Genomic DNA, 24,075 nt, shown 5'->3' with positions numbered 1-24,075 from the left:
GACCACCGCCGCGGCGAGAAGTAATCGCGGATTGCAGGCCCTACTCGGTACGGAGCCGCGACTCCACGAAGTTGGCCAGCGCATCGAACTGCGCGGCGGCCTTGGCGTACGGCGCGGGCGGCTTGGCGACCGTGCCCGGATCGAGCACGTGCGCGACGAACCTGCCGAGCGGCTGGTCGGCGTCTAGCGCCTCGTCGACCGTGGTGTCCTCGGCGTAGTCGCTGACGTCGCGCAGCAGTTCGACCGCCAATTCGAGCTGCTCGCTGTCGACGGCGTCGGGTCCGTCGGCGATGTCGTCGGACAGCTCGCTCAACACGTAGACGTTGTCGTCGGTGACCTTGATGCGCAGCGAGCCGTCAGTGGCGGCCGTGCGGATGTCGTCGAAGGTCGACAGGTCCGACAGGTCGCTCTCGTGCTCGTCCGCCAGGTAGCGCGCGAGCGCCCGCTCGGAGCCGAACACGCTGATGCGGCCGTTGCGGCCCAGGAAGATCGGCTGATCGTCCAAGTAGCACCGCAGCGTGTAATAGGTGCCGCCGCTGGTCATGATGCGGACCGGGTCGATACCGACCTGACCCCAGAAGTCTTCGTGGCTGCCGAGCACCTGACTCTTGGCCACGGCGGCGAGCGCGGCGACCTCCTCGTCGGTGTCCACCTCGTCCTCGATGACGACCTCGTCCTCGGGGGCTGCGTCCTCGACTTCCGGCTCGGGCGCGGGGTCGGCGAGTTCGTCGGCGGCCTTCTGTGACGCGCCTGCGTCGACGTCGGGGGTGGCGATGATGGCGTCGATGGCGTCGATGACACCGTCCCAGCTGCGTCCGATGACGGCCTCGATCTCGCTCCAGCGCTTACGGCCGGCACGCCCCTCGAAGGCCTCGATGCCGCCGCCCACCGACCCAAGGATGGGGTGGCCGTTGAAGAACTTGGACACCGCCATCAGGTCGCACACCGAACCGATCGCCTGGACGATGGTCAAGCTGCCAAGCAGCGACCGCACCGACTCCTCGGTGGGCTTCTCGGCGACGACGTCGGGCACCCCGATCAGGTCGTGGCGCTGGTCCTCGGCCGGATCGCAGAGGTGCGCGGACCCTGCGGTCAGCGCGGCCCAGCCGGGGTGGTCGGCGAGGTCGTTGTCCTTGTTCGTGCGGATGAACGCCACCAGGTCGGCCACCGATTCGAAGGCGTAGAGGTCCTCGTCCTTGCCGAGGAACGCCTGCCACTCGTCCTCCTCGTCACGCCACGACGGTGCCCACAGGGTGTACAGGTCGCCCTTGGTCAGACCAAGCCGGACGGGCACGATTTCAGCTGCCATGCGGCACAGCCTAACGACGCAGTCTGGCGAGTCCGAGGGTGGTTGGCGATGGCCGACGCCGACTGCGGAGCATGACGCGGCGGTGACGTGCGCGACGATGGCTCCATGCGCGCCGCGGTGTTCGAGGAGTTCGGCGGTCCGGTGGACGTCGGCACGGTCGCCGATCCGGTGCCATCGTCGGGCGGCGTGGTCGTCGAAGTGCACGCCACCGGTCTCTGTCGCAGTGACTGGCATGCGTGGGCGGGCCACGACGACGGGGTAGCACTGCCGCACGTCCCCGGCCACGAACTCGTCGGCGTCATCGCCGCGGTGGGCACCGACGTCCGACGCTGGAAGGTCGGCGATCGGGTGACCACCCCCTTCGTGTGCGGCTGCGGTCGGTGCCAGTGGTGTCGGGACGGTCAGGCACAGGTCTGCCCCGACCAGACCCAGCCCGGTTTCACCCACTGGGGTTCCTTCGCCGAGTACGTGGCGCTGCACGCCGCCGACACCAACCTGGTCGCGGTGGCCGACGTCGTCTCCGATGCGGCGGCGGCGGGGCTGGGCTGTCGGTTCGCCACCGCTTACCGTGCGCTGCACGCGCGGGCCGGTGTCAGGCCCGCTGAGTGGGTGACGGTCTTCGGGGTTGGCGGTGTGGGGCTCAGCGCGGTACAGGTCGCCGTGGCCGCAGGGGCCAGGGTGGTCGCCGTCGACCGCACGCCTGCGGCGCTGGCCCTGGCGCGCGATCTGGGTGCGGAACAGACGCTGCTCGCTGATGGGCGTGACGTCCCTGCCCAGGTGCACGAGCTCACCGATGGAGGTAGCCACGTCGCGGTCGACGCGGTCGGTACGCCGGCCACCTGTGCGGAGGCCATCCACAGTCTGCGGCGGCGCGGACGCCACGTGCAGGTGGGGCTGCTGCCCAGCGCCGACGGCCACCCCGCGGTGCCGATGGACCGCGTGATCGCCTGGGAACTGGACGTTCTCGGCAGTCATGGCATGGCCAGCGTGGACTATCCCGACATGCTGGCACTGGTCGAAGCCGGCACGTTGCGCCCGCAGGCGCTGGTGGAGCGCGTCGTCGGACTGGCCGAAGGGGCACGCCTCCTCCCGGCGGTCGACACCGCCTCTCCCGTGGGCGTCACCCTGATCGACCCGCGGCTGCCCTAACCGTCGGCGGCGGTTCCAAGATTTATTTGAAAATCCTCCAAGCCGGTTCCCGGAGTCTCATCGGGTGACCACCGCGGAACTCGCCATGCCGGACGTCGGGACCGTCGTGGACCGGGGTACCGCGCCGCACCTGCCGTTCCCACGCCGCATCCTCAAGCACCCGCGCCTGATGCATTACAACCGGCTCGTCGTGCTGGCGATGACGGTCAACCTCGGATGGGCGGTGTACGGCGTCACCAGTGCGCGCTGGTGGACGGTGGACGGTGCCGACCTCGACGTCATCGCGTTGACCGCGCAGGCGAATCTCGCTGCCGCCGTGATGTTTCGGCAGCCCTACGTCCTCAATGCCCTGGCGTGGTTGGTGACCCGCGCGCCGACGGCCTGGCCGCTGCGGGTGCGGTGGGCGCTCGGCAAGTACTACCACTTCGGTGGGCTGCACGTCGGCACCGCGGTGGCAGGCACGCTCTGGTACCTGGTCCTCGTCGTGTCGATGATCCGCGATGCCGTCGCCGGTGTCGGCCAGGCATCGTCGGCCCATGATGCTGCTGGGGATCTGAGCTGTTGCGTGTTGAGTGTGTTTTGGTTGGTGGCGTGAATCAGGCGGATTGTGCCGCGTCGGTTGGGGTGAATCGGCATACCGCGTATCGCTGGTTTCGTGAGGGACGTTGCCGGTTCCCGCGGAGCGGGTGGGCCCGGTTGATCCTGGTTGAGACGACCGGCTCGCCATCGGCTGCAGCGGTCGGAGGGGTGGTTTATGCGCGCGTTGTCGGGTCATGGTCAGCACTCGGATCTGGATCGGCAGGTCGTCGGGCTGACCGCATGGGCTACTGAGCGTGATCTTCGGGTGAACCAGGCGGTACGCGAGGTTGGTTCCGGTCTGAACGGCTAGCGGCCCATGCTGGCGCGCATTCTTGTCGGACCGTGATGCGATGGTGGTCGTTGTCGAGGATCGCGACCGGTTGGCGCGCTTGGGGGTGGAGTACCTGGGGGCGGCGTTGTCAGCGCAGGGCCGCCGGATCGTGGTCGCCGACGCGGGTGAGGCGACTGATGATGTGGTGAGCGACATGGTCGAGGTGTTGACGTCGATGTGCGGTCGGTTGTGTGGACGTCGTGGTGCCCGCAACCGGGCCATGCGTACGGTCACCGTCACCAAGGTCGAACCGGGGGCGGTGGTCTGATGATTGTCGGAATGCGTACCCGCAGCCAAGCGGAGAAGGTGGTTGCGCTCACTGGTGGGGTGCAGTTGCCGGGGAAGCCGAAACGCGATGGCAGCCACACGGTGTCGCGGTATGTGGATGTGGGGGCGGATTTCGAGCACCATCGGGCGGGGGTGGAGTCGGTGTCGGTGCTGTTCGAGCTGTACGACGGGGACGCCGGCAGTTACGCCGCCACCGGATTGCCCGGTGTGAAGCTGCCCACCGGGTGGGGGGTGACCGCGGCGAAGTTCGAGGTGCAATGGCCCTGTGATGAGGATCGAGCAGCGTTGGTGCGGTCGCATTTCGGTGCTCGACGCAAGGCGTTCAACTGGGGACTGGCCCAGGTGAAAGCCGACCTCGACGCACGATCGGTGGACCCCGAGCACGAGTCGGTGGGCTGGGATCTGGGCTCGCTGCGCAAGGCGTGGAATCGGGCCAAGGAAGAGGTGGCGCCCTGGTGGGCCACCAATTCCAAGGAGTGCTACTCCGCGGGTTTGGCCGATCTGGCCGCGGCGTTGAGCAACTGGAGTGCCAGCAGGAACGGGAAACGGCAGGGACGCCGGGTGGGTTTCCCGCGGTTCACCTCGGCGCGCCGCGATCCCGGCCGGGTGCGGTTCACCACCGGCACGATGCGCGTGGAGGATGACCGTCGCACGATCACCGTGCCGGTGATTGGAGCATTACGGGCCAAGGAGAACACGCGCCGGCTGCAACGCCATGTCGCGTCGGGGCGTGCCCACATCCTGAACGTGACACTCTCGCAGCAGTGGGGACGGCTCTACGTGTCCGTCGGTTACGCGCTGCGCAGCCCCACCACCGAGCGGGTCGTCGCCCAGCCGACGGTGCGCGCCGGGGTGGATCTCGGCGTGCGCACGCTAGCGACCGTGGCGACCCGCGACAGTGTCACGGGCGCCGAAACGGTTGTCGAGTATGAGAATCCGGTCCCGCTTAAGGCGACACTTGCCGCCCGGCGGCGGGCTGGTCGTGAACTTTCCCGCCGTATCCCCGGATCGCGCGGTCACCGGGCAGCGAAAGCCAAGCTGACCCGGCTCGACCGCCGGTGCGTACATCTGCGGCGGGAAGCCGCCCATCAGCTCAGCACCGAGTTGGCGGGTACGTATGGCCATGTCGTGATCGAAGATCTCGACGTGGCTGCGATGAAACAGGGCATGGGGCGTCGAGCTTTCCGGCGCGCCGTGTCCGATGCCGCGATGGGCTTGATCAGGCCGCAACTGGCCTACAAGACCCTGCGGTATGGCAGCACCCTGACCGTGGCGGATCGCTGGTTCCCATCCAGCCAAATCCACCACGGTTGCCGCCACACAGACGGCACCGAATGCCGCCTGAAAGGCACAGGCCGCATCGACAAACACCTGCTCTGCCCGGTAACGGGCGAGGTCGTCGACCGCGACCGTAACGCTGCATTGAATCTCCGTGACTGGCCGGATACTGCCAGTCGTGGTCCAGTCGGGACCACGGCCCCATCGGTACCCGGGCCAACCACCACGGTTGGTACAGGCCATGGCGCGGACGCCGGGTCATCCGGCGCCGGCGGAGCATCCGTAAGACCCCTCTCATCCGGGGCCGGACGCGGAGAGGCCACAACCCCAACCCCGCAAGGGGACGCCGCATGAGTGCAACTCAAACACACTCAACGGCAACGGTTGGCCGTGGAGTCGCGCGTCGGCATGGCGTTCGGCAAGTACAACTTGGTCAGCCTGCTCGGCAAGGGCGGGATGGGTGAGGTGTACGAGGCCTACGACACCGACAAGAACCGAACCGTCGCGCTGAAGATCCTCGCGACGCGATCTCCAACGATGCCACGTTTCGGCAGCGGTTCCAGCGTGAGTCCCAAGCGGCGGCCGCTCTGCAAGAACCACACGTCATACCCATTCACGATTCGGGTGAGACCGACGGCGGGCTCGATATCGACATCCGCTTGGTGCACGGGCACACGCTCTACGAGCTGATCGCCAAGGGCCCGCTCGAACCGTCCCGGGCGGTGAACATCATCGGTCAGGTCGCCGCTGCACTCGATGTGGCCCATGCCGCCGGCCTGACGCATCGTGATGTCAAGCCGGAGCCGCACTCACCACGGCCTCCGTCGCCGCCAACACCCTCGATCGGCGGACGACGATGACCGGCCGGCCGGCCATGGCGCGCCTTCGTGCACCGTCGGGAGACGTTCACCCGTTGGTCGGGGCGGCCACTCGAATCGGCCGGCTGCCGGACAACGACGTCGTGCTTGACGACGCCGAGGTCAGCCGCCACCACGCCGTCGTCAGCGACACGGGCGCCAGTTTCGTCATCACCGATTTGCGCTCTGCCAACGGCGTTTACGTGCAAGGGCATCGCATCCGGGGCAGCGTCGTGCTCGGCGACGGTGACCGGATGCGCATCGGTCATCTCGAGTTCGTCTTCGAGATCGAGGCATCGGACTGATGGCGCCTCACGCCGTCGGGCGCCAGAACCCCTGGAATCCCTCCCCGGCGTTGGTGGTGCGGATGGGGGAGAGCTTCACCGGGTCGCCCGCCTCGATCATCAACCCGTCGCCGACGACCATCGCGACGTGGCCGTCCCACACGGCCAGGTCGCCAGGACGCACTGACCCGCGGCCGACTGCGGCGCCGACGTCCTGCTCCTGAGCCAACCGCGGAAGGTCAAGGCCCGCTTCGCCGTACGCCCACTGGGTGAGGCCGCTGCAATCCAGGCCGACACCTGGGGTGGTGCCACCCCATACGTACGGCACGCCGAGCTGGGTCAAGGCATGCCGAACAGCGCTGGCGGCAACGGCATTCGGCGCCGTCGCGGTGCTGCCGTCGGGCAGTGTCACCTCCTCACCGCTGCCGAACACGCCGGGGTCGGCCGACGGCCTGGCAGCGCCACCGTCGCCCCGGTCGAAGTCGGTCGACCCCAGCCCCGACGAACCCAGGCCGGACGACCCGAGAACGGAGTTGCCGAGACCCGGGCCCTGGCTCGATGCCCCCGAACCCGACCCGCCCGACCAACTCGGCACAGCAGCGGCGGGGATGGTCGGCGCGGGCGACGCTGATGGCGCCGACGGCGGACCCGCGGTCACCTCGACCGCTTGAGCGTCCAACTCCGCACGCAGCTCGTCGACGACGGCGATCGCCTCGTCCAACGCCCGGCGGGCTTCCTCGATGAGTCGGGCCGCCATGCCGGGCGACTCGAGGTCGCCCTCCAACGCCTCGGCGCGGGCCTCGAACTCCTCGACGATGGCGTGGAGCTGCTGCCGGGCCCGTGCCACCGCATCGGCCGCCCGTGCCGTCGCTGCGCCCATGTGGTCGGCGCGCAGTGCCAAGGCGTCGACGGCGGCGACCGTCGCGTGCGAGAACTCGGCCGCAGCGTCGGCGCCCGCGCCCGTCCATTCGGCGCCTGCCTGATCCCAGGCCCGTCGGCCGTTGGCGGATACGTCGGCCAGCGCGTCGCGGACTCCGGCGAAGACGACGGCGGGGTCGCCATCCGTGGACCCGGCCCAGCCCGGTCCGACCAGGGCCTGCAGTTCGCGGATGGGCGCTGCCAGCACCGAGACGAGCGAACTGGGCACCGTCACACCCCGACGGTCGTGATCGACCGGCCTGCGCGGCCGTCGGCGTTGTCGTATGCGACGGCCGCGGCCGCGGCGGTGTGGTCAGCGACGGTCATACGCTCGCCGAGTCGTGCGGCGGCGGCCGCGTCGCGGGCGACCGCTTCCGCCAGCGCCGCGACGAATCGCGCGCCGATGGGACCGAACGCCGCCGCGCATGACGGGCCCACGGCCGACCGCAGCGTGGCGGCGACGGCGTCGAGGTCGGCGGCGTGACCGGAGTGGGCGGCGGCGAGGGCGCGGATCGCGGCGATGTCGGCGAGCACGACCTTATGACGCCGGTGAAGGCGTCCCGGTTCCATTAGGGTTCGACCCCATGGACGTCCGCGTTGTCGATCACCCCCTGGCCGCCGCGCGGCTGACCACCCTGCGCGACGAGCGCACCGACAACGCGGCGTTCCGGGCCGCGCTGTGCGATCTGACGCTGATGCTGGTCTACGAGGCCACCCGCGACGCCCCCACCGCTGAAGTGCCGATTCGCACACCGATGGCCGACACCGTCGGATCGCGGCTGGCCAATCCGCCGCTGTTGGTTCCGGTGCTGCGCGCCGGCCTCGGGATGGTCGACCGGGCGCACGTGCTGATCCCCGAAGCCAAGGTCGGCTTCGTCGGCGTAGCCCGCGACGAGGAAACGCACCAGCCCACACCGTATTTGGAGTCCCTGCCGGACGACCTGAGCACGCAGCCGGTGATGGTGCTCGATCCGATGCTGGCCACCGGCGGCTCGATGGCGCACACCATCGGTCTGCTGCAGACCCGCGGCGCCGTCGACATCACCGCCGTCTGCGTGGTGTGCGCTCCGGAAGGCATTGCCGCGCTGGAGGAGACGGCGCCCGATCTACGGCTCTACACCGCGGCGATCGACGACGGGCTCAACGACATCGCCTACATCGTGCCGGGCCTTGGCGACGCCGGCGACCGTCAGTTCGGGCCGCGCTGAAGCAGCCCGACCACGTCGGCGCGTACCTCGTCGAGCTGACGGCGCGCTGCGGCGCGTCCGGCTTCGACGCCGTCGTCGGGTGGCAGCCGAATCTCGAAGTAGGCCTTCACTTTCGGCTCGGTTCCCGACGGCCGGATCGCGACCCGCACCGTCTCGCCGGTGTAGATCAGCGCGTCGGTGCGCTGTTGGTCCCTGTGGTCCAACAGGTCGGTGACCTCGACGCGTTCGCCACCCAACTGGGCCGGCGGCGCGGCCCTCAGCGAGCCCATCACCGTGGCGTCGGCGGGCACAGACACGGCGGCCGTCGCGTGCACGCCGTGTAGGCGCGCCAGGTCGTCGAGTGCGTCGAGCAGCGTGCGGCCCTCGCGGCGCAGGGCCGCGACGAGGTCGCACGCCAGCAGTGCCGCGGTGATGCCGTCCTTGTCGCGCACGGCGGCGGGATCGACGCAGTGTCCGATGGCCTCCTCGTAGGCGTAGATCAGCGTGGTGCCGGGCAAGCCGACGTCCGCGCGGGCGAGCCACTTGAACCCGGTGAGCGTCTCGACGTGCTGGGCGCCGTGGCTCGCCGCTATCGCCGCCAACATCCGCGACGACACCACGGTGCTGGCCACCACGCTGGCCGCCATGACCTCACCACGATCGGTCTGGGACAGCAGGTAATCGCCTAGCAGCCAACCGGTTTCATCACCCGAAAGCATTCGCCAGCCGGTCGCCGTAGGCACCCCCACCGCGCACCGGTCGGCGTCGGGGTCGAGGGCGATCGCGACGTCCGCGTCGACCTCGGCGGCCAGGGCGAGCAACAGATCGGCCGCTCCGGGCTCCTCCGGGTTGGGAAACGCGACGGTGGGGAAGTCGGGGTCCGGTGCGAATTGTTCCTCGACCGGGTGCACGTCGGTGATGCCGGCATCGCGCAGGACGCGCACCGCGACCTCGCCGCCGACGCCGTGCATCGGCGTGAGCGCCACCCGAACGTCGCCCGTCGTCCGCCGCACCGTCGCGGCACGCCGCATGTAGTCGTGGATGACGTCGGTGTCCGTCGGCGTCACCTCCGTACGGGCGATGTCGGTGGGGGCGCTCGCCATGGCCGATTCGATGTCGCGGTCGGTCGGCGACACGATCTGCATCCCGCCGTCCAGGTAGACCTTGTAGCCGTTGTCCGTCGGCGGGTTGTGCGACGCCGTGATCTGTACGCCCGCGGCGGCGCGCATCCGTCGCGCGGTGAACGCCACGACGGGTGTCGGTGCCGGGTCGGGCAGCAGGACGACCGAGAAGCCTTCGGCCGCAAGCACTTCGGCGGCGGCCAGCGCGAACTCGTCGGACTGGTGCCGGGCGTCGCGGCCGACCACCACGGTCGAGCCGGCCATGCAACGGTCCTTGAGGACCTTGGCCAGCGCCCACGACGCCCTCGACACCGTCTCGACGTTCATGCCGCCCGGACCGTCGCGCATCGGGCCCCGCAGCCCCGCAGTGCCGAACGTCAGGGGCGCTTCCGTCATGGGTTCATTGTGCGGGTGTCGGCGTCGGCGACCTTTCGGAGCACGGGCGCGACCAACATCAGCAGGTCGAACTCCAGCTCGGTCAGGGTCTGGCGCATCGCCGCGTCCAGCCACGCGTCCCGGACGGCGCGGTCGGACTCCAGCAGCGCGGAACCGTCGGCCGTGACCTCGATCAATTGCCTGCGCCGGTCGCCGGGGTCGGGCCGTCGGGACACCAAGTCACGGGCCTCCAGCTCGTTGATGCTGTCGGTGAGCGACTGCACGCGGACGTGCAGCCTGCCTGCCAATTCCGCCGGCGTGGTGACACGGCTGCGACTGACTTCGCCGAGCACCTCCAATTGGCTCAGCGTCAATCCGGTATCCGGCCGGTGGCGGCGCATCTGACGGGTGAGGGCCATCATGGATTCGCGCAGTTCAGTGGCGCGGGCGCTGTCGATGTTCACACGCATTACCAAGTTATACCTTGGTATTCCTGTGATGGACATCAGTTTGAGATCTTGAATTGGCAAGGGCATACTTGTCTTCATGCTGCGATGGGCACTGCTGGTGGGGATCACGGTCGCCGTCACCGTGCCGCTGACCATCGTCGGTGTGCCGTCGGCGGCCCTGTTCGCGGCACTGATCGTCGGGATCGCCCTCGCCCTGCTCTCGTACGCCCCGGCCAAGATCCCGCGCAAGGCCGGCATCGCCGCGCAGGGCGTACTCGGCGTCTACATCGGCACGATGGTGCACCGCGACGCGCTGTCGGCGCTTGGTTCGGACTGGCTCATCGTGGTCGGGGTCGCGGTCGCCACGCTGGTGTTGAGCATCATCGCCGGTGCGCTGCTCGGCTTGCACCGCGACGTCACCCCGCTGACGGGGTCGCTCGCGCTGGTCGCGGGCGGTGCCTCGGGTCTGGTCGCGATCGCGCGCGAGCTCGGCGGCGACGACCGCGTGGTCGCCGTCGTGCAATATCTCCGTGTCGGGCTGATCACCGCCTCGATGCCCGTCGTCGTCGCCCTCGTCTACCGCCCCGAGATGGTTGGCCTCTCGGCACCGCCCGTCGAATCCGACGCGGCGCCTTGGTATCTCAGCGTCGGAATGCTCATCGGCATCGTGCTGGTCGGCGTGACGGCGGGCCGGCTCGTCCGGCTGCCGGGTGCCGGTCTGTTGGGTCCGATGGCGCTGACCATCGCGCTCCAGCTCACCGGGATGTCGTTCGGGCTGTCCGTGCCGCAGGTGCTGGTGCAGGTCGGTTACGCCGTGATCGGTTGGCAGGCCGGGGTCGCGTTCACCCGGCAATCCATCCGCGCCGTCGGACGCGCGCTGCCCGCCGCACTGGCACTGATCGTGTTCCTCAACGTCGCCTGCGCGGGTCTCGGCGTCGTGCTGGCCCACGTGGCCGGGATCAGCCCACTCGAGGGCTATCTGTCCACCAGTCCCGGCGGCGTCTACGCGGTGCTGGCCACGGCCGTCGAGACCGGTTCCAACGTCGCGTTCATCATTGCCGCGCAGGTCATGCGGGTACTGCTGATGCTGTTCGCTGCCCCGTTGATGGCCCGCGGCCTCGTCGCACTCACCAACCGGTTCGGCTACAAGCGGGCCAGCACCTCGGCCAGCAGGGAACCCATCCGCGTCGCCGACTGACGTCCCGCCTCGAGCACCTCGGCATGGCTGAGCGGCTGTCCAGTCATGCCCGCAGCCAGATTCGTGACCAGCGAGACGCCCAGCACGTCGGCTCCCGCCGCCCGCGCCGCGATCGTCTCGTGCACCGTGGACATGCCCACCAGGTCGGCGCCAAGCGTGCGCAGCATCCGGATCTCGGCGGGCGTTTCGTAGTGTGGCCCGGGCAGTCCGGCGTAGACGCCCTCGGCCAGGGTCGGATCGACTTCACGCGCCAGGGCGCGCAAGCGCGGGGAGTAGGCGTCGACGAGATCGACGAATTCGGCACCGACGAGCGGTGAGCGCGCGGTCAGGTTGAGGTGGTCGCTGATCAGCACCGGCTGACCCACCGCGTACTCGTCCCGCAGACCGCCCGCGGCGTTGGTCAACACGACGGTGCGGGCACCCGCGGCGCAGGCGGCACGCACGGGATGGACGACGTGACGCAGGTCGTGGCCCTCGTAGGCGTGGATGCGGCCCAACAGAACCAGCACCCGCGCGTCGCCGACCCGCAGCGACAACAACTGGCCACCATGGCCAGCAGCGGTCGGTGGGGTGAACCCGGGGATGTCGGCCATGGGCACCACGGCCAGGGGTTCGCCGAGCCGGTCGACGGCAGGGGCCCACCCCGATCCGAGGACCACGGCGACGTCGTGCTCGTCGATCCCGGTGCGGTCGCGGATGGCCGCGGCCGCCTCTCGTGCCACCGCAGCTGGGCTCGTCACAGTGCGCGAGCTTATCTGTCGCGATGCGCTTCGCCGCGCGGTGAGATACTTCTCCGATGCCCACCGCCATCGCGTCGACGACCGTCGAGGACGCAGTTCAGCGACGCCGTGGTGATCTGGTCGAGCTGTCGCACTCGATTCACGCCGAGCCCGAACTGGCTTTCGCCGAACATCGCAGCTGCGCCAAGGTGCAGGCCCTGGTCGCGGAGCGCGGGTTCGAGATCACCGCCGCGCCCGGGGGACTGGACACGGCGTTCCGCGCCGACTTCGGCAGCGGCTCGCTGGTGGTCGGGATCTGCGCCGAGTACGACGCGCTGCCCGAAATCGGCCACGCCTGCGGCCACAACATCATCGCGGCATCCGCGGTCGGGACGGCGTTGGCGTTGGCCGAGGTGGCCGACGAGCTCGACCTGACGGTTGTACTGCTCGGCACGCCCGCCGAGGAGGCAGGCGGCGGCAAGGTGCTGATGCTGCAGGCGGGCACGTTCGACGACATCGCAGCGACGGTCATGCTGCACCCAGGGCCGCTCGACATCGCCCGTGCACGGTCGTTGGCGCTGTCGCAGGTTGCAGTCGGTTACGTGGGCCGGGAAGCGCACGCGGCCGTCGCTCCGTACCTGGGTCTGAACGCCGCCGATGCGATCACCGTCGCCCAGGTGTCGATCGGATTGTTGCGCCAGCAGTTGGCGCCGGGCCAGATGGTGCACGGCATCGTCACCGACGGGGGACAGGCCACCAACGTCATCCCCGGACACGCCGAGATGCACTACACGATGCGTGCCAACGACGGCGGCTCGTTGCAGGAGCTGGAGGGCAGGATGGGGGACTGCTTCCTGGCCGGCGCGGTGGCCACCGGCTGCGAGTATCAGGTATCCGAAACCGAGCCCTCGTATCTCGAGTTGGCTCCTGACCAATGGTTGGCCGACGTCTTCCGGGCGGAGATGGTCCGCCTGGGCCGCACGCCGGTCGCCGTCGAGGTGGAGGCCGTCCTGCCGTTGGGCAGCACCGACATGGGCAATGTCACACAAGCGATGCCGGGCATCCATCCGATCGTCGGCATCGACGCCGGAGGCGCCTCGATCCACCAGCCGGCGTTCGCGGCGGCCGCTGCCGGGCCGAGTGCCGATCAGGCCGTGGTCGAGGGGGCCGTGATGTTGGCCCGCACGGTCGTCGCCCTTGCCGAGACGCCCACCGAGCGTGACCGGGTGCTGCGACGTCAGGCGGCGCGATGAACTTGTCTCAGTACACCGACGCGTGGCTGGCCGCCCACCACGACGACCTGGTGGGGTGGCGGCGACACATCCACGCCAACCCCGAGCTCGGCCGCCAGGAGTTCGCGACGACGCAGTTCGTCGCCTCGCACCTGGCCGACGCGGGCCTGAACCCGAAGGTGTTGCCTGGCGGTACCGGACTGACCTGTGATTTCGGCCCGGAGGCGGGGCCTCGGGTGGCGCTGCGCGCGGACATGGATGCGCTGCCGATGGCGGAGCGGACCGGGGCGCCGTACACGTCTTTGGTGCCGGGCGTCGCGCACGCCTGCGGCCACGACGGGCACACCGCGGTGTTGTTGGGGGCGGCGCTCGCGCTGGCCTCCGTGCCCGAATTGCCGGTGGGCGTGCGACTGGTCTTCCAGCCTGCCGAGGAATTGATGCCGGGTGGCGCCATCGACGCCATCGCGGCGGGCGCGCTCAACGGCGTGTCGCGCATCTTCGCGCTGCACTGCGATCCGCGGCTGGAGGTCGGCAGGGTCGCGGTGACGGCGGGCCCGATCACCTCGGCGGCCGATCAGGTCGAGATCACGTTGCACTCCCCGGGCGGGCACACGTCGCGACCGCACCTCACCGGTGACCTCGTCTACGCGCTCGGCACGCTCATCACGTCGGTGCCCGGCGTGCTGTCGCGGCGCGTCGACCCGCGCGACAGCACAGTGATGGTGTGGGGCGCGGTGAACGCCGGCGTGGCCGCGAACGCCATTCCGCAGTCCGGCACGCTGGCCGGCACCATCCGCACGGCCAGCCGCGAGGCCTGGGTTGCGATGGAACTGCTTGTCCGCGAGATCGTTTCGTCGTTGTTGGCACCGCTGAACGTCGAGTACAGCGTGCAGTACCGCCGCGGCGTGCCGCCGGTGGTCAACGAGCAGATCTCGACGCGCATCCTCACCCACGCCATCGAGGCCGTCGGCCCCGATGCGCTGACCGACACCCGGCAGTCGGGCGGCGGCGAGGACTTCTCCTGGTATCTGGAGGAGGTGCCCGGTGCGATGGCCCGCCTCGGCGTCTGGTCGGGCCGCGGCCCGCAGTTGGATCTGCATCAGCCCACGTTCGACCTCGACGAGCGGGCGCTCGCGGTGGGTGTCCGCGTGATGACCAACATCGTGGAGCAGTCGGCGCTTCTCTAGCTCGACACTGCGGTGAGGGCTACGGGCACTCGCACTTTTCCGCCCTGTGCGCAGTGTCGACGCGAGGGAGGGAGCTAGGTGCCTGGGCCGACGTTGCCGGCAGGGCGGTTGCGCAGGTCGAGCACGTACTCCGCTGGGGCGCCGGCAATCTCGGCGGCCTCGGCCATGACGCCGAGGTAGCGCGCAGAGGGTATGCCGCCCTCCCACGCGTCGAGGACGTAGAGCCACGCCAGCACGGGCTCCCGACTGGTGTCCGACGACACCGGGTACACCCGGCAGCGGATCTTCTTGTGGAAGCCGAGCTCTGAACCCTCCCAGCGGTCGAGGTTCGCCTCGTCCTCCTTGGTCATGTCGTAGAGCACGACGAACACCTTGGAGAGTGGATCTTCGACGAGGGTGGCCAGCGCGCCTTCCCAGCTGAGGTCTTCGCCGCCGAAGGTCAGCCGCCAGCCGTGCAACCAGCCCGTTCCTGCCATCGGGGAATGGGGTGCACGCTGCAGCATCTGCTCCGGATGCATGTTCGATCCGTAAGCGGCGTAGAGCGGCACGGGGGCAAGCCTAAGGCTTAGCCGGCCGGAACCGGATACCGGGAGCGCGGCGACACGGGTTGGCTCGGCGGGCGGGAGCGCAGCGGCATGGGGTTGGATGGGACCCGTGGTTACCCGTATCGCGATCATCGGAGGCGGGCCTGCCGGATATGAAGCCGCATTGGTGGCTGCCGGCCGCGGCCCGGACGTCGCGCAGATCACCGTCATCGACTCAGACGGCATCGGTGGCGCGTGCGTGCTGTGGGACTGTGTGCCGTCCAAGACGTTCATCGCGTCGACGGGCGTACGCACCGAGCTGCGCCGCGCCGATGGGCTGGGTTTCGACATCGCCGTCGAGGACGCGAAGATCTCGCTGCCTCAGATCCACAACCGGGTGAAGACGCTGGCCCGCTCTCAGTCGGCCGACATCGGGGCGCAACTGCTCAACCAGGGCGTCAGCGTGGTGCACGGCCGCGGTGAGCTGGTCGACGACACGCCGGGCATGGCGCATCACCGGGTCAAGGTCACCACGGTCGATGGCAAGGTCGGCGTGCTCAAGGCCGACGTCGTGCTGATCGCCACCGGCGCCAGCCCGCGCGTACTGCCCAACGCCAAGCCCGATGGCGAGCGCATCCTGAACTGGCGCCAGCTCTACGACCTCACCGAACTGCCCGAACACCTCGTCATCGTGGGATCGGGTGTGACGGGCGCGGAGTTCTGCAACGCCTACACCGAGCTCGGCGTGCAGGTCACGGTGGTGGCCAGCCGCGACCAGATCCTGCCCCACGAGGACAGCGACGCCGCCGCCGTGCTCGAGGAAACGTTCGCCGAACGCGGTGTGAGGCTCGTCAAGAACGCCCGCGCCGATTCGGTGACCCGCACCGCGGACGGGGTCAAGGTGTCGATCGCCGACGGTCGCACCGTCGAGGGCAGCCATGCGCTGATGACGGTCGGCTCCGTACCCAACACGGGCGGACTCGGACTCGAGCGGGTCGGCATCGAACTCGGAGCAGGCAACTACCTGACCGTGGACAGGGTGTCGCGCACCTCGGCGTCCGGCATCTACGCGGCGGGGGACTGCACCGGCCTGCTGCCGCTGGCGTCGGTGGCCGCCATGCAGGGCCGCATCGCGATGTATCACGCTCTGGGAGAAGGTGTTGCGCCGATCCGGCTGCGCACCGTCGCCGCCGCGGTGTTCACCCGACCCGAGATCGCCGCCGTCGGGGTGCCGCAGACCGCGATCGACGACGGCACGGTGCCCGCCAGGACGATCATGCTGCCACTGACCACCAACGCGCGCGCAAAGATGTCGCTGCTGCGCCGCGGCTTCGTCAAGATCTTCTGCCGACCCGCGACCGGCGTCGTGATCGGCGGCGTGGTGGTCGCCCCGATCGCGTCGGAGCTGATCCTGCCGATCGCGCTGGCCGTCCAGAATCGGATCTCGGTGACCGACCTGGCCCAGACCCTGTCGGTGTATCCGTCGCTGTCGGGTTCGATCGTGGAGGCGGCCCGCCGGTTGATGGCGCACGACGATCTGGACTGACCCACGTAGGCTCTCAAGTGGCAATGCCTACCGACGAGTAACACGAGGAGCCCGGCGTGAGTGACCCGATCCCCGCTCCGGGTAACGGGCAGACCTTCCTGGGCCCGCAGCAACGTGCGGCTGCTTGGGACCGCCTCGGCGGCGAGCAGTTCGACGTCGTCGTCATCGGCGGCGGGGTGGTCGGCGCAGGTGCCGCGCTTGACGCCGCGACGCGCGGCCTGAAGGTGGCACTCGTCGAGGCCCGCGACTTCGCCTCCGGCACGTCGAGCCGCAGTTCGAAGATGTTTCACGGCGGCCTGCGCTACCTCGAGCAGCTGGAGTTCGGTCTAGTGCGTGAGGCCCTGCACGAGCGCGAGCTCTCCCTGACGACGCTGGCGCCGCACCTGGTCAAGCCGTTGCCATTCCTCTTCCCGCTGACGAAGCGCTGGTGGGAGCGGCCGTACGTGGCGGCAGGCATCTTCCTCTACGACCAGCTTGGCGGCGCCAAATCAGTCCCGGCGCAGAAGCACCTGTTCAAGGCGGGTGCGCTGCGGCTGGCGCCCGGGCTCAAGCGCAGCTCGCTGATAGGCGGCATCCGCTATTACGACACCGTGGTCGACGACGCCCGCCACACCATGACCGTCGCCCGCACCGCGGCGCACTACGGAGCCGTGGTGCGGTCGTCGACGCAGGTGGTGTCGCTGCTGCGCGAAGGTGACCGGGTGGTCGGGGTGCGCGCGCGCGACTCCGAGAACGGCGAAGTCACCGACGTGCGCGGGCACGTCGTCGTCAACGCGACCGGGGTGTGGACCGACGAGATCCAGGCGCTGTCGAAGCAGCGGGGCCGGTTCCGTGTCCGCGCCTCCAAGGGCGTGCACATCGTCGTGCCTCGCGACCGCATCGTCAGTGAAGTGGCGATCATCCTGCGCACCGAGAAGTCGGTGCTCTTCGTCATCCCGTGGGGGACGCACTGGATCATCGGCACCACCGACACCGACTGGAACCTGGACCTCGCCCATCCGGCGGCCACCAAGGCCGACATCGACTACATCCTCGAGACCGTCAACACCGTGCTGGCCACTCCGCTGAGTCACGACGACATCGATGGCGTGTACGCCGGGCTGCGTCCGCTGCTGGCCGGGGAGAGCGACGAGACGTCGAAGCTCTCCCGCGAGCACGCCGTCGCGGTTCCGTCGCCCGGGCTGGTCGCGATCGCGGGCGGCAAGTACACCACCTACCGCGTGATGGCCGCCGACGCCATCGACGCGGCCGCCGAGTACGTCCCGGCCAGGGTGGCGCCGACGATCACCGAGAAGGTGCCGCTGATGGGAGCCGACGGTTACTTCGCGCTGATCAACCAGACCGAACACGTTGGCGCGCACTACCAGCTGCATCCCTATCGGGTGCGTCACCTGCTGGATCGGTACGGCTCGCTGATCGGTGAGGTGCTCGCGATGGCCGAGGGTCGTCCTGACCTGTTGATGCCCATCACCGAAGCGCCCGTCTACCTCAAGGTCGAGGCGTGGTACGCCGTGGTCGCCGAGGGCGCGCTGCATCTCGAGGACATCCTGACCAGGCGGATGCGGATTGGGATCGAGTATCCGCACCGTGGCGTGGATTGCGCGCGTGAGGTCGCAGAAGTCGTTGCGCCGGTGCTGGGTTGGAGCGCCGAGGACGTCGACCGCGAGGTCGCGACGTATGCCGCCCGCGTGGAGGCTGAAGTGTTGTCGCAGACGCAGCCCGACGACGAGTCGGCCGATGCGTTGCGTGCGGCGGCCCCCGAGGCGCGGGCCGAGATCCTCGAGCCGGTGCCGTTGAATTGAGGCGTGCCGCGCGTCCCGCGCCGTTGCCGCCCCGCGACGGGCTGGGACCGGCGCGGGTGCGGCTGCGTGGTGGGTCGGTGCTCGAGGAGCTGAGCGCCCGCTTCGGTGAGCAAGCTGCGGTGAAAGTCCTTGCCGGGGAGGTGGTCTGCGCCGACGGCACGATAGTCACCGATAGGACCGTCTTGCCCGCCGGCGCGAGCGTGTACCTCTACCGCGACCTGCCCGACGAGGTCGTCGTCCCGTTCGACATCCCGATTCTGTACCGCGACGACGACCTGGTCGTGGTGGACAAGCCGCACTTCCTGGCCACGATGCCGAGGGGTGGTCACGTCGCGCAGACCGCTTTGGTGAAGCTTCGGCGCTCATTGGAGTTGCCGGAGCTTTCGCCCGCCCACCGGTTGGACCGGCTGACGGCGGGCGTGCTGGTGTTCACCACCCGGCGCGAAATGCGGGGCCCATATCAAACGCTGTTCGCGCGCGGGCTGGTGCGCAAGACGTATCTGGCACGGGCGGCTGGCGAGCCGAACCGTGCGTTGCCGTCGGTGCTGCGCAGTCGGATCATCAAGGAGCGCAGTCGACTACAGGCGTTCGAGGAACCCGGCGAACCGAACGCGGAGACACTCGTCGAGCACCTCGGTGACGGGCTGTATCGCCTGACGCCGAGGACGGGCCGGACGCATCAACTGCGCGTGCACATGAACTCGTTGGGGGTTCCCATCGTCGGCGACAGTCTGTATCCGGTTGTACTCGACGTGGCAGCCGACGACTTCTCGACGCCCCTGCAACTGCTGGCCTACAGCCTCGACTTCGAGGATCCGGTCACCGGTCGGCGTCGCGAATTCGTCAGCCAGCGGGCGTTGCTGCCGGAGGGCCGACGAGCCGCCGTCACCGACGGTCGGTCGGGTCCGTTCCGGCGGCGATGACCGCGCGATTTCGTTCGGCCACGACCGGTAGCGACATCTTGACCACCCAGCGGTCGTAGCTCAGGAATCCGTTGACCTCGTTCTCGACATCGGTTGTCTGGGTGTAGATCGCGGCGGACAAACCGCCTTCCCGGACGGCTTTCTCCAAGTCGCGGCTGACCTCTGCGTAGCGCTCCGTCAGCCGTCCCTGGGCGTCGGTCATTTCATAGGCCTGCGGTGGTCCTGGCCATCGGTTCTTGTCGAGCACCAGCCCGAGGCCGCCGTACTCGCCGTCCACCCGCACCCGACGGTCGACCACGACGGCATGCTGGTCGGGCGCCTTCTTCCTGTCGTCGGGATCATCTAGCGGCACGGGTCGGCCGGGGCCGACGTAGGTGTGGTCGTCGTAGATGTCGCCGGCCATGCTGTCGGGGCGCGATTTGCAGCAGTTCACTCCGCTGTTCGCGTTGACCATCCGCGTAGGGTCTTGCGCCTTCACGGCATTGGTGACCCTGGCCGTATCGAACTCGCCCCAGCCCTCGTTGAACACCACCCACCCGACGATCGAGGTGACGCTGCGCAGCTGGTCCACCATCGCGGACAACTCTCGCTCGAAGTTCTTCTTCGCTGCGGGAACGGGATCCGGGGCGGGGCCGACGGGGATGTCGAGCGATACGTCGAGCGAGGGCATGTCCTGCCACACCATCAGCCCGAGCTTGTCCGCCCAGTAATACCACCGCGCGGGTTCCACCTTGGCGTGCTTGCGGACGAAGTTCATTCCCAACGCCTTGGTCCGCTCGAGGTCGAACTTCAACGCCTCGTCGGTGGGAGCGGTGAAGATGCCGTCCGGCCAGAAGCCTTGGTCCAGGGGGCCGTGCAGGAAGGTGATGCGGCCGTTCAACGCGATGCGCGCCCTACCCTTTTCGTCGTTGACGACGCCGATGGTGCGCAACCCGGCATAGCTGGAAACCTCGTCGACGACCTTCGAGACTGGGCTGAGCAACCGAACCTTGAGGTCGTAGAGATACGGGTCGTCCGGAGTCCACAGGTGCGGATTCGGCACGCGGACACGCAGCGTCTTACCCGCCGGGCCGATGGTGCGCGCCACCTCCTCACCGCCCGGCGTGGAGACGACGACCTCGGCGCGCTGCCGGGTCGTTCCCGACACTCTCGGCGTGACGGTGAAACCGGTCAGGTCGGGGGTGATGTCGAGCTTCTCGATGTGGGCGGCGCGCACCGGTTCCATCCACACCGTCTGCCAGATACCCGACGATCCGGTGTAGAACAGTCCCTTCGGCCCGTTGCGCTGCTTGCCGACGGGGAACGGGTTGGCCTCGTTGCGGTCCTCCACCCGGACGGTCAGCTCCTGCAGCGATCCGGGCCGCAGCGCGCTGGTGACGTCCGCGCTGAACTCCGTGAACCCGCCTTCGTGGTACGCCACCTGCTTGTTGTTCACCCAGACGGTGGCAATCTGGTCGACAGCGCCGAAGTGCAGCAGCACGTGCTGCCCACGCCAGTTGGTCGGCAGCTTGAAGACCTTGCGGTACCACATTTGGTCGTCGTGGCGCTGGATGCCGGACAGTGCCGACTCCGTGGGGTAGGGGACCAGAATCTGCTCGCGGTACGCGGCTGCGGGGGGAGGCGTCACCAAGGCGGCCTGCGCGGATCTCCCCGTGTAACTCCATACGCCGTTGAGGTTCAGCCAACTGTTCCGTGCCATCTGCGGGCGCGGGTAGTCGGGCAGCGCATTGTCTGGGCCCACCAAGTTGGTCCATGGCGTGGACAAGGGTGGCGCCTTGCGATGCCACATCACGACCGCGTTGGCTGGCGCGTTTCCGGTCATGATGACACCCAACAACGCGAGGATGACGGCCGCCAGACGGCGGATGCCCGCCGAACTCAATCCCGATCGTGTCGGCCGGACTTCGCGGCGAAACGATGGCTGGCGGCCAGTGGGCACGACTTTTACCCCCAAGGTGTGAAACACGAACAAGATCGACATGCAACGCGCGCACAGACCTGACCCTGCACGTCATTTTCGCGCAGCAAACGCCGCGAACTGGTTCGCGACGGAGAATTCCCGGAGTTCTGGAGGAAAGCACGCCAAACGAATCGGGAAGATGCGGTTGCCGACGGCAAATGTAGCCTAGCGTCAATCAAGATCGCCACTCATTCCCGAAACCATTTTCGGCCAGTAGTTTTCGCTGTGTCGTTCATAACAACGATTGGCAGATGGGGATGCCGGGAGCAATGCCAACCCAACCGGGGATCGGCTATGCGATCCAGCCGTATCCGCGAGGTTCCTGGTGCTCAGCCGTGTGATGCTCCCCCGCGGAGCAAATCGTGCGATTCGATTCGACGCGTTAGAGGAGAGGAATAATGATCGCGACTGTGGTGTCGGCGCTTCGGTTCGTGCCGTCCGTCACGTAGTAGGTGAAACTGTCGGTACCTACCAGGATGTTGGCCAGCAGTATTGAGGTGTAGCTGAAGGTCCCATCCGCATTCAGCGAGAAGGAACTGGCCTTGGTTGGGCCCGACACCAGAACCGCCGTCAACGTGTTGCCCTCCACGTCCGTGTCGTTGGTCAGCACGTTCGATCCCGTCGGCACGGCACGCCGGAGTCCAAGACTGGCGGGGACACTTGCAGTGAAGGTGTCCGCGGTGCCCACGGGGGCGTCATTGACGGCGGCGATGGTGATCGACACCGTGGCGACGTTGCTCGTGGCGGTGCCGTCGGTCGCGGTGTAGGTGAAGGTGTCGGCGCCGTTGTAGTTGGCGGTGGGAGTGTAGGTGAAAGTCCCGTCGGCGTTGAGCGTCAGGGCGCCGTGAGCGGGGCCCGTGACTAGCGTCGCGGCGAGCGGGGTCGCGTCGACGTCGGTGTCGTTGGTCAGGACGTTGCCGTTGAGGACGGTGTCTTCGTTGGTGGTGTAGGCGTCGTTCGTGGCGGCCGGTACGTCGTTGACCGATGTGACGGTGATCGTGACGGTGGCCGCAGTGCTGGTGAGTGACCCGTCGGTGGCGGTGTAGGTGAAGGTATCGGTGCCGTTGTAATTGGCGGTGGGGGTGTATGTGAACGAGCCGTTGGGGTTCAGGGTCAGGGCGCCGTGCGTGGGGCCGGTGACCACGCTTGCGGTCAGGCTCGTGCCCTCGACGTCGGTGTCGTTTGTGAGGACGTTGCCGGTGAGTTGGGTGTCTTCGTTGGTGGTGAAGGAGTCGCTCGTGGCGACGGGGGTGTCATTGACGGCGGCGATGTTGATCGACACCGTGGCGACATTGCTGGTGGAGCTGCCGTCGGAGGCGGTGTAGGTGAACGAGTCGGCGCCGTTGTAGTTGGCGGCGGGGGTGTAGGTGAAGGATCCGTTGGGGTTGAGGGTGAGTGTCCCGTGGCTCGGCCCGGTTGCGAGTGTCGCTGTAAGTGAGGTGTTTTCGACGTCGGTGTCGTTGGTGATGACGTTGCCGGTGAGTTGGGTGTCCTCATTGGTGGTGAAGGAGTCGTTGACTGCGGTGGGGGTGTCGTTGACGGCGGTGATGGTGATCGACACCGTGGCGGCTGGGCTGGTGGCGGTGCCGTCGGTGGCGGTGTAGGTGAAGGAGTCGGGGCCGTTGTAGTTGGCGACGGGGGTGTAGGTGAACGAGCCGTCGGTGTTGAGAACCAGTGCGCCGTGGGAGGGGCCGGTCGCGAGTGTGACTGTCAGCGAGGTGTTTTCGATGTCGGTGTCGTTTGTGAGGACGTTGCCGGTGAGTGGGGTGTCTTCGTTGGTGGTGAAGCCATCGTCGACGGCGGTGGGGGTGTCGTTGACCGCGGTGATGGTGATGGTAACGGTGGCCGCCGCACTGGTGAGGCTGCCGTCCGATGCGGTGTAGGTGAAGGAGTCTGACCCGTTGTAGTTGGTGGTCGGGGTGTAGGTGAAGGATCCGTTGGGGTTGAGCGTCAGTGCGCCGTGGCTCGGGCCGGTGACCACGCTCGCGGTCAGGCTCGTGCCGTCGATGTCGGTGTCGTTGGTGAGGACGTTGCCGGTGAGGACGGTGTCCTCGTTGGTGGTGAAGGAGTCGTCGACGGCGGTGGGGGTGTCGTTGACCGCGGTGATGGTGATCGTCACCGTGGCGGCTGGGCTGGTGGCGGTGCCGTCGGTGGCGGTGTAGGTGAAGGAGTCGGGGCCGTTGTAGTTGGCGGTGGGTGTGTAGGTGAAGGAGCCGTTGGGGTTGAGAACCAGTGCGCCGTGGCTCGGTCCGGTGACGAGACTTGCAGTGAGGGTGGATCCTTCGATGTCGGTGTCGTTGGTGAGGACGTTGCCGGCCAGTTGGGTGTCTTCGTTGGTGGTGAAGGTGTCGTCGATCGCGACGGGGGTGTCGTTGACCGCGGTGATGGTGATGGTGACGGTGGCGGCCGCGCTGGTGGCCGTGCCGTCCGATGCGGTGTAGGTGAACGAGTCTGACCCGTTGTAGTCGGCGACTGGGGTGTAGGTGAAGGATCCGTCGGTGTTGAGAACCAGTGCGCCGTGGGCGGGTCCGGTGACGAGCGCGGCTGTCAGCGCGTTGTTCTCAATGTCGGTGTCGTTGGCGAGGACTCCGGCGCCTGCGCTGACTGAGAGGGTGCCGTCTTCGGCGACGGTGTAGCCGGTGTCATCGACCGCCACGGGGGCGTCATTGACCGCGGTGATGGTGATCGTCACCGTGGCGGCTGGGCTGGTGGCGGTGCCGTCGGTGGCGGTGTAGGTGAAGCTGTCGGGGCCGTTGTAGTTGGCGGTCGGGGTGTAGGTGAAGGAGCCGTTGGCGTTGAGGACCAGTGCGCCGTGGCTCGGTCCGGTGACCAGACTTGCAGTGAGGGTGGATCCTTCGA

General features: G+C 68.4%; 20 protein-coding genes and 2 pseudogenes. 13 read left to right on the top strand and 9 right to left on the bottom strand.

Going from position 1 to position 24,075, the window contains the following annotated elements:
- Positions 1-40 precede the first annotated feature (40 nt).
- Entirely contained in the window at positions 41-1,309 is a 1,269-nt protein-coding gene (locus N536_RS0128010; protein ID WP_029116635.1) for a hypothetical protein, read from the bottom strand.
- A gap of 105 nt (positions 1,310-1,414) precedes the next feature.
- On the opposite strand from N536_RS0128010, the gene N536_RS0128005 reads away from it, so the two are divergent.
- From N536_RS0128005 to N536_RS0127980, 6 genes and pseudogenes are all read left to right on the top strand, one after another.
- Positions 1,415-2,458 carry an alcohol dehydrogenase catalytic domain-containing protein gene (locus N536_RS0128005; protein ID WP_029116634.1) on the top strand — a complete coding sequence of 348 codons (1,044 nt, stop codon included), beginning with the start codon at positions 1,415-1,417 and terminating at the stop codon, positions 2,456-2,458.
- 64 nt (positions 2,459-2,522) lie between these two features.
- Positions 2,523-3,053 (top strand): hypothetical protein, encoded by a 531-nt coding sequence (locus N536_RS0128000; protein ID WP_029116633.1) that lies wholly within the window; start codon positions 2,523-2,525, stop codon positions 3,051-3,053.
- A pseudogene (locus N536_RS39730) lies at positions 3,050-3,636 on the top strand (IS607 family transposase). The gene N536_RS0128000 and the pseudogene N536_RS39730 overlap by 4 nt, the downstream one beginning before the upstream one ends.
- The gene (gene tnpB / locus N536_RS0127990; protein WP_029116632.1) at positions 3,636-5,288 is read left to right on the top strand and encodes an IS607 family element RNA-guided endonuclease TnpB; all 1,653 of its coding nucleotides are present in this window, start codon (positions 3,636-3,638) and stop codon (positions 5,286-5,288) included. Before N536_RS39730 ends, tnpB begins: the two are co-directional and overlap by 1 nt.
- Before the next feature lie 36 nt (positions 5,289-5,324).
- A pseudogene (locus N536_RS41825) lies at positions 5,325-5,737 on the top strand (protein kinase); the annotation flags it as partial.
- Between the two features lie 53 nt (positions 5,738-5,790).
- A complete protein-coding gene (locus N536_RS0127980) occupies positions 5,791-6,096 on the top strand; it encodes an FHA domain-containing protein (RefSeq protein WP_029116630.1) in 306 nt (101 codons plus the stop codon).
- 7 nt (positions 6,097-6,103) lie between these two features.
- On the opposite strand, the gene N536_RS0127975 is transcribed toward N536_RS0127980, so the two are convergent.
- Entirely contained in the window at positions 6,104-7,222 is a 1,119-nt protein-coding gene (locus tag N536_RS0127975; protein WP_029116629.1) for a C40 family peptidase, read from the bottom strand.
- 2 nt (positions 7,223-7,224) lie between these two features.
- On the bottom strand, positions 7,225-7,527 hold the full coding sequence (locus tag N536_RS0127970; protein WP_029116628.1) for a type VII secretion target: 303 nt from the start codon (positions 7,525-7,527) through the stop codon (positions 7,225-7,227).
- 50 nt (positions 7,528-7,577) lie between these two features.
- Between N536_RS0127970 and upp the strand changes: the two genes are divergently transcribed.
- The gene (gene upp / locus N536_RS0127965) at positions 7,578-8,201 is read left to right on the top strand and encodes a uracil phosphoribosyltransferase (RefSeq protein WP_029116627.1); all 624 of its coding nucleotides are present in this window, start codon (positions 7,578-7,580) and stop codon (positions 8,199-8,201) included.
- On the opposite strand, the gene N536_RS0127960 is transcribed toward upp, so the two are convergent.
- Together N536_RS0127960 and N536_RS0127955 are read right to left on the bottom strand one after the other, a co-directional pair.
- Complete coding sequence (locus N536_RS0127960; protein WP_036437897.1) at positions 8,183-9,697, bottom strand: phospho-sugar mutase; 1,515 nt, start codon at positions 9,695-9,697, stop codon at positions 8,183-8,185. The two genes, upp and N536_RS0127960, sit on opposite strands and share 19 nt — an antisense overlap.
- A complete protein-coding gene (locus N536_RS0127955; protein WP_029116625.1) occupies positions 9,694-10,146 on the bottom strand; it encodes a MarR family winged helix-turn-helix transcriptional regulator in 453 nt (150 codons plus the stop codon). The genes N536_RS0127960 and N536_RS0127955 overlap by 4 nt, the downstream gene beginning before the upstream one ends.
- Positions 10,147-10,222: 76 nt before the next feature.
- Here N536_RS0127955 and N536_RS0127950 point away from each other — a divergent pair, with 76 nt between their 5' ends.
- Positions 10,223-11,323, top strand: coding sequence for an AbrB family transcriptional regulator (locus N536_RS0127950; RefSeq protein ID WP_029116624.1), 1,101 nt, complete (start codon positions 10,223-10,225; stop codon positions 11,321-11,323).
- Here the strand turns inward: N536_RS0127950 and N536_RS0127945 are convergent.
- The gene (locus N536_RS0127945; protein WP_029116623.1) at positions 11,269-12,063 is read right to left on the bottom strand and encodes a purine-nucleoside phosphorylase; all 795 of its coding nucleotides are present in this window, start codon (positions 12,061-12,063) and stop codon (positions 11,269-11,271) included. The genes N536_RS0127950 and N536_RS0127945 overlap by 55 nt on opposite strands.
- Before the next feature lie 56 nt (positions 12,064-12,119).
- Here N536_RS0127945 and N536_RS0127940 point away from each other — a divergent pair, with 56 nt between their 5' ends.
- Positions 12,120-13,295: a M20 family metallopeptidase gene (locus N536_RS0127940; RefSeq protein WP_029116622.1), complete on the top strand. Its 1,176-nt coding sequence runs from the start codon at positions 12,120-12,122 to the stop codon at positions 13,293-13,295.
- A complete protein-coding gene (locus N536_RS0127935) occupies positions 13,292-14,461 on the top strand; it encodes an amidohydrolase (RefSeq protein WP_029116621.1) in 1,170 nt (389 codons plus the stop codon). The genes N536_RS0127940 and N536_RS0127935 overlap by 4 nt, the downstream gene beginning before the upstream one ends.
- 74 nt (positions 14,462-14,535) lie before the next feature.
- On the opposite strand, the gene N536_RS0127930 is transcribed toward N536_RS0127935, so the two are convergent.
- Positions 14,536-15,009 (bottom strand): gamma-glutamylcyclotransferase, encoded by a 474-nt coding sequence (locus tag N536_RS0127930; protein WP_029116620.1) that lies wholly within the window; start codon positions 15,007-15,009, stop codon positions 14,536-14,538.
- A 106-nt stretch (positions 15,010-15,115) separates the two neighbouring features.
- Here N536_RS0127930 and N536_RS0127925 point away from each other — a divergent pair, with 106 nt between their 5' ends.
- Genes N536_RS0127925 through N536_RS39725 form a run of 3 tightly spaced genes read left to right on the top strand, consistent with a single transcriptional unit; the run spans position 15,116 to position 19,256 of the window.
- Positions 15,116-16,531, top strand: coding sequence for an NAD(P)H-quinone dehydrogenase (locus N536_RS0127925; protein ID WP_029116619.1), 1,416 nt, complete (start codon positions 15,116-15,118; stop codon positions 16,529-16,531).
- A gap of 56 nt (positions 16,532-16,587) precedes the next feature.
- The gene (locus N536_RS0127920; RefSeq protein ID WP_029116618.1) at positions 16,588-18,333 is read left to right on the top strand and encodes a glycerol-3-phosphate dehydrogenase/oxidase; all 1,746 of its coding nucleotides are present in this window, start codon (positions 16,588-16,590) and stop codon (positions 18,331-18,333) included.
- On the top strand, positions 18,330-19,256 hold the full coding sequence (locus N536_RS39725) for a pseudouridine synthase (RefSeq protein WP_051574826.1): 927 nt from the start codon (positions 18,330-18,332) through the stop codon (positions 19,254-19,256). Before N536_RS0127920 ends, N536_RS39725 begins: the two co-directional genes overlap by 4 nt.
- On the opposite strand, the gene N536_RS0127910 is transcribed toward N536_RS39725, so the two are convergent.
- Together N536_RS0127910 and N536_RS43385 are read right to left on the bottom strand one after the other, a co-directional pair.
- Positions 19,219-21,078 (bottom strand): glycoside hydrolase family 2 protein, encoded by a 1,860-nt coding sequence (locus N536_RS0127910; RefSeq protein WP_155948770.1) that lies wholly within the window; start codon positions 21,076-21,078, stop codon positions 19,219-19,221. The genes N536_RS39725 and N536_RS0127910 overlap by 38 nt on opposite strands.
- A gap of 520 nt (positions 21,079-21,598) precedes the next feature.
- The coding region (locus N536_RS43385) for an Ig-like domain-containing protein (RefSeq protein ID WP_029116616.1) at positions 21,599-24,075 on the bottom strand (2,477 nt) is incomplete at its 5' end.

This window comes from Mycobacterium sp. URHB0044 (assembly GCF_000620625.1).
Taxonomy (GTDB): domain Bacteria; phylum Actinomycetota; class Actinomycetes; order Mycobacteriales; family Mycobacteriaceae; genus Mycobacterium.
This window is presented reverse-complemented; position numbering and strand designations above follow the sequence as displayed.